The 5332-nt window shown below is 65.6% G+C and carries 6 protein-coding genes and 1 pseudogene; 2 read left to right on the top strand and 5 right to left on the bottom strand.

What is annotated here, in order from left to right; genetic code table 11:
- Positions 1 to 87: 87 nt before the first annotated feature.
- From efp to EOA24_RS26415, 4 genes are all read right to left on the bottom strand, one after another.
- Positions 88 to 654: an elongation factor P gene (efp, locus tag EOA24_RS26430; protein ID WP_126080741.1), complete on the bottom strand. Its 567-nt coding sequence runs from the start codon at positions 652 to 654 to the stop codon at positions 88 to 90.
- Positions 655 to 771: 117 nt separating this feature from the next.
- Complete coding sequence (locus EOA24_RS26425) at positions 772 to 1950, bottom strand: tetratricopeptide repeat protein (protein ID WP_126080742.1); 1179 nt, start codon at positions 1948 to 1950, stop codon at positions 772 to 774.
- A 1-nt stretch (position 1951) separates the two neighbouring features.
- Entirely contained in the window at positions 1952 to 2599 is a 648-nt protein-coding gene (locus EOA24_RS26420; RefSeq protein ID WP_126080743.1) for a thiamine phosphate synthase, read from the bottom strand.
- Positions 2600 to 2778: 179 nt separating this feature from the next.
- Entirely contained in the window at positions 2779 to 3876 is a 1098-nt protein-coding gene (locus tag EOA24_RS26415) for an adenylate/guanylate cyclase domain-containing protein (protein ID WP_126083674.1), read from the bottom strand.
- A gap of 160 nt (positions 3877 to 4036) precedes the next feature.
- Here EOA24_RS26415 and EOA24_RS26410 point away from each other — a divergent pair, with 160 nt between their 5' ends.
- Positions 4037 to 4471 (top strand): SRPBCC domain-containing protein, encoded by a 435-nt coding sequence (locus tag EOA24_RS26410; protein WP_126083675.1) that lies wholly within the window; start codon positions 4037 to 4039, stop codon positions 4469 to 4471.
- A gap of 139 nt (positions 4472 to 4610) precedes the next feature.
- Here the strand turns inward: EOA24_RS26410 and EOA24_RS26405 are convergent, their stop codons facing one another.
- Positions 4611 to 5069 (bottom strand): GNAT family N-acetyltransferase, encoded by a 459-nt coding sequence (locus EOA24_RS26405; RefSeq protein WP_126080744.1) that lies wholly within the window; start codon positions 5067 to 5069, stop codon positions 4611 to 4613.
- Positions 5070 to 5232: 163 nt separating this feature from the next.
- Between EOA24_RS26405 and EOA24_RS43280 the strand changes: the two are divergent.
- Positions 5233 to 5332: pseudogene (locus EOA24_RS43280) on the top strand (sulfite exporter TauE/SafE family protein); the annotation flags it as partial.

Raw genomic sequence — 5332 nt, 5'->3', positions numbered from 1 at the left:
GCCTTCATCGCGGCCTGCACCATGACGTTGAGGAGAGCGGAACGCGCCATTTTTTCTTCCTGGCTTTTTCTTCCTACCGGCCGGCGCTCAATCGGCGCGGCGCATATAGGTGATTTCGTTGGTGTCGACGATGATGCGCTCGCCGGCCGAGATGAAGGGCGGCACCAGAACGCGGATGCCGTTTTCCAGCACCGCCGGCTTGTAGGAGGAGGCGGCCGTCTGGCCGCGCACCACCGGATCGGCCTCGGTGACGGTCAGCGTCACCTGGTCGGGCAGCGAGATGCCGATCGGCCGCTCCTCGTAGAGCTGAACCGTCACCATCATGCCGTCCTGCAGGAAAGCGGCGCGCTCGCCGACGAAGTCCTTCGCCAGCTCGAGCTGCTCGTAGCTTTCAGTGTCCATGAACACCAGCGCATCGCCCTGCTCGTAGAGGAACGAGAAATCCTTGAGGTCGAGCCTTATCTGCTCGACGGTCTCGGCCGAGCGGAAGCGCTCGTTGAGCTTGGTGCCGTTGATCAGGTTCTTCAGCTCGACCTGGTTGTAGGCGCCGCCCTTGCCGGGCTTGACGGTGTTGGTCTTGACCGCCACCCACAGCCCGCCATCGTGCTCGATGACATAGCCGGGACGGATTTCGCTGCCACTGATCTTGGCCATGATGAACTGATCCGGAATGAGATTTTCTGGCGCGGGTCGCGCTTTGGCGCCTCCAAGACCACAAATTGCCAAGGTAGGCAAGGGAGGGAACCCGAGCGGTTGCCGCGGCGACGGGCCTCAAGGCAGGCGATTTGCCTTTTGCAGGGCCTGCTTGGTCTGGTCGTCGTCGAGGCCCTGCAGGAAATCGTCCATCTGCGGGTCGATCAGTCCGGCGCGACGAGCGACGATATACCAGGCGCCGGCGAGGATCAGGTCCGGGTCGGTGCCGATGCCGCCCATATAGAGCTTGGCGAGGCGGTTCTGGGCGGCGACATTGCCGCCTTGCGCCGCCCGTCTCATCCAGGCAAAGCCCGATTTCAGGTCGCGCTCGCCACCGCGCCCCTCGATCATCCAGGCGGCGAGGTCGATCTGCGCCGTGTCGTAGTTTTGGCGCGCGGCTTGCGTCAGGAGGATACGCGCCTGGGCGTCGTCATGCGGCTTGCCGCCGGCGCCGTTGGCATAGAGTTGCGCCATCGCGTATTGCGCGTCGGCAAGGCCGGTGGCGGCCGCGCGCTCGTAGTAGACGGCGGCTTTCACAAGCCCGTCATCGCCGGGATCCTGCTGGACAAGCAACTGCGCGAAGTTGAACTGCGCAAGCCGGTTGCCGGCCTCGGCCGAGGCCTGCATCAGCGCGAAGGCGCCCTTTTCGTCCTTCTTCACATAGCGGCCGTCGAGCAGCATCAGCGCATATTGGAACTGCGCCTCCGGCACGCCCTGTTCCGCGGCCAGCCCATACCATTTTGCAGCCTCGGCCGGATTGAGCGGCACGCCCAGCCCGCGCGACAGGATTTCGGCCACCAGCGTCTCGGCCGCCGGATCGCCGTTCTTGGCGCGCTCCATGGCGAGATTGTAGGCGGTCTTGTAGAGGCCGCGCTGGAAGGCGCCATAGGCGGCGTCCGGCTGCTTGGCGCCGAAACGGTCGGGATTGACGGTGTCGGCCGATGGCGGAGTCATGGTTGCAGGCTGCGGCAAGGTGTTCTGGATCGGCTTGTCGATATGCGGATCGCTGCCGAACCGGCTCGCATCCGGCGCGGTGTCCTGCGTGGCTGTGTCCGGTTTGCCCTTATCCGGCGTGCCCGTGTCCGGCGAGCCTGTATCCGGCTTGGCTGCGTCGGGCGCGCCCTTGTCCGGCGCACTCGTCTCCGGCTGGGGCTGGGGCAGAGGCACGGTCTCAGTCGCGCTCGCCGTTTCGCCCAGCCAGCAAGCCGGAACCAGCAAGCCGGCCAGGACGGCCAGAGGAAGCACACGCAAGCGCATGTCAGTCCTCGAAACGCGGCGCGGTTTCATCGAGCAGCGCGTTGGCGGCGGCGATCGCCGCCGCGGGATCGCGCCCATCGGCGAAAACGGCGCTGGACAGCGCCACGAATTCGGCGCCGGTCGCGGCCACCGCCTCGACGGAAGCAAGCTCGGAGCCGCCCATGACGATGCAGGGAATCGAGATCATCTCAGCCCACCATTCGCCGAGGGCGAGGTTGCGGTGATGCGGCTCCGGCTTGTTGTCGTAGCCGAAACGGCCGAAGAACATGTAGTCGGGCCGCTCCTCGCCGAGCGCCAGCGCCTCGTCGCGCGTCTTGGCGCCGCCGGCGCCCACCATCATCTTGCCGGCCAGGCGCTCGATCGTCTCGGCGAGCTCCCGCGGCTTTGCCTCGACATGGATGCCGTCGGCCTGGACGCGACCGGCGATGCGGCTGTCGCCGGCGATGATGACGGCGATGCCGGCGCCTTGAGCGATCGGCACGATCCGTTCGGCGAGGGCCTGGAAGGAGGCGTCATCCATGCCATTGTCGGGCAGGATAAGCGAAGCGATGTCGCCGCCCTCGAAGGCCGCGCAGATATGCTCGGCCGGTACGAGCGGCGGCGCGATCAGCACGATGCGGCAGCGGTTGGGCGGGGTTAAATCGTTCATTGGCCTTCGATCCCGGTTTCGCCTATGCCGGGCGAAGATGGTTGCATTGCGGCATAGAGCAAAGCGGCCAGCTTGAACAGGAGGGCGAAGCAGGATCGTCGAGCGCGGGGGCGCCGCCGGATCGCCGCGCTCCGTCGTTTACAGAGCCGGTTCGCGGAAACGCCGAACCGCTCCAGGGATCACCCGTCCGGCAGGCTGAAGACGGCGCACGGTCTGACAATTCCACGCAATTGGTGTTCGCCCAACGGAACCAAGGGCGTCGTGGTTTCCGCGGCGACAGCGCCGGAGATCAGGACGCTCCGTCCAAGCGGCCGACACAGGCCTTCGAGCCTGCTGACGAGGTTCACGGCCGGGCCGATTGCGGTGAAATCCAGACGGTCGGCTGTGCCGACATTGCCCCACACCATGTCGCCGATGTGCAGCGCCATGCCGAATTGCAGCTCGGGCATGCCTTGTCCGGCACGAACCTGATTGAGCTGCGCCATCCCCGCCCGCGCCGCTGCGACCGCGCGCAACGCCGCCTCGCAAGCCTCCGAGACCGAGCGCTCGCCGACAGGAAAGATCGCCAGCACGCCGTCGCCGATGAATTTCAGCACCTCGCCGCCAAAAGCGTGAACGGCGCCGGCTATGCGGTCGAAGCTGGCGTTGAGCGCCGCCACGACCTGCTCGGCGTCCGTCTCTTCCGACAGGGCGGTAAAGTCGCGCAAATCGCTGTAGAACAGGACCGCGCGGATTGTCTCGCCAACCTCGCGCCGCGAACGGCCGGCCAACACCTGCGCTGCGCTGCGTTGCCCAAGATAGGCCTCAAGCAGGGCCGACAGGGTCGACCTAGCGGCGAGAGCGGCAAGCGGCGCCACGGCGAAGCGCGCCACCTGGTCCAGTGTTTTCGATTCGTGCTCCGCGAGAGGGCGTACCGCGGCCCAGTTCAGTTTTGGATTCCCCCATTGCGCATCCTCGCACTCGGGGCCAACCATGTAATCGTACACGACACCGGTTCCCAGTCCCGCCAGCCATTCGCGTCCGAGATCTGCCTCTCCGGTTCCAGGCATCATGCCGGCGCCAAAACCCAGCGCCTCCATGACGACGCCTGTCTCGGCCCGCCACAGCCAGGCGCGGCGCGTTATGATCGGATGCGGCGCGGCGAGCGTCAGGGCTCCACCGACGAGCGGCAATCCGTCGTCAACCAGCCGCGCGCCGAGCGTGGCCAGAAAATCATCCGGCTGGACGGCGCCGCCGGCGCTGTCGACCAGCCAGGCGAAAGTTGAAGAAAGCCGCATCGATATGATCATGCTTCGGCGTTCCGTCGCTGTCACCAGCGCGAATCGATCCAACGAGATTTTAGTTGAACGGCAGGGCGATTTGGCTTCGAATCGAAAGCGCTGGCCCGGCGCCACCTGCCAGGCGAGCCGTGTTGGCGCGCAAACCCGGGAGGTTTCGATGGCTGAACCCTTGATCGTTCGTCGCGAGGTACAGATCGCGGCGCCGCCGGCGACAGTCTTCGCCTTCCTGACAGATCCGGACAAGATTGTGCGCTGGATGGGAACGGAGGCAACGGCGGAACCCAACCCCGGCGGTCTCTATCTGCTGAATTTGGGAGGAAGAGCCACGGCTCGCGGCCAATTCACCGAGGTCATACCCGTCCACCGCCTTGCCTACAGCTTCGGCTGGGAGGGCAACGATCGGACGCCACCCGGTTCGAGCCTTGTCGAAATCGATCTGGTCGAAGAGCCGGGCGGGACGCGGGTCAAGCTAACCCATAGCGGCCTTGCCGACCGAGAGATTTGCGACAGCCACGAGAAGGGCTGGACGCACTATCTGGATCGGCTCGCGATCACCGCCGCCGGTGGCGACCCGGGACCGGACAAGATGTAGGGCAGCGGCCGCAATTGCCGACAGCCAGCGGCCAATCGCTAGTGCGTTTCACCGTTTCACGGAAACGGCGAAACGCGCTATCTCGTTGTTTTTACGCAATTCCGGACGGAAAACCGCTCACACCTCTCCTGGAATTGTTCTAGAGTTCAAGCTTGTAGCCGATATGGCTGGCCTTGAAGCCAAGGCGCTCATAGAAGCGATGCGCATCCGTCCGGCTCTTGTTCGTCGTCAGCTGCATGACCCGGCAGCCGCGCTCGCGGCATTTGTCGATCGCCCATTCCAACAGGCGCTGTCCCAGCCCCTCGCCGCGCCGGGTGGACGCGATGCGCACGGCCTCGATCTGGCCGCGCCACGCGCCGCGCTGCGATAGGCCGGCGAGAAAGGTGATCTGGAGCGTGCCGATGATTTCGTCGCCATCGGTCATCACCGCGAGCAACTGGTTCGGATCGCCGTCTATCGCCGCGAAGGCGTCCAGATAGGGTTGCGCCAGCGGCAGGGTGGCGTCTTCACGGGCCCGGCCCAGCGCATCGTCGGCAAGCATCGCGACGATGACCGCAACGTCCGCTTCACGTGCACGGCGAATGCTGATGGCGTTCATTTCCACTCTCCGAAATGGCGGGCCGACCGACCGGCGGACCCTGGCGGGGCAGATGGTCGTGCTGATTGGGCGGCAATAGCGGATGCCGGCATTAATGACTATCCCGGCGGCGCCGTTCCGCGCTATGGCTTGGTTCCCCGCCTCCTCCAACCTTCTCTTGCCGATGTCAGGCTTGCTCAGCGATCCGTGGTTCTATGCCGCCGCCATCCCGGCGGTGATCCTTGTCGGCCTGTCGAAAGGCGGCTTCGGCGGCGCCGTCGGCT

The organism is Mesorhizobium sp. M2A.F.Ca.ET.039.01.1.1 (assembly GCF_003998035.1).
Classification (GTDB): domain Bacteria; phylum Pseudomonadota; class Alphaproteobacteria; order Rhizobiales; family Rhizobiaceae; genus Mesorhizobium.
The sequence above is the reverse complement of the archived record's forward strand: the minus strand, read 5'-3'. Positions and strand labels throughout refer to the sequence as shown.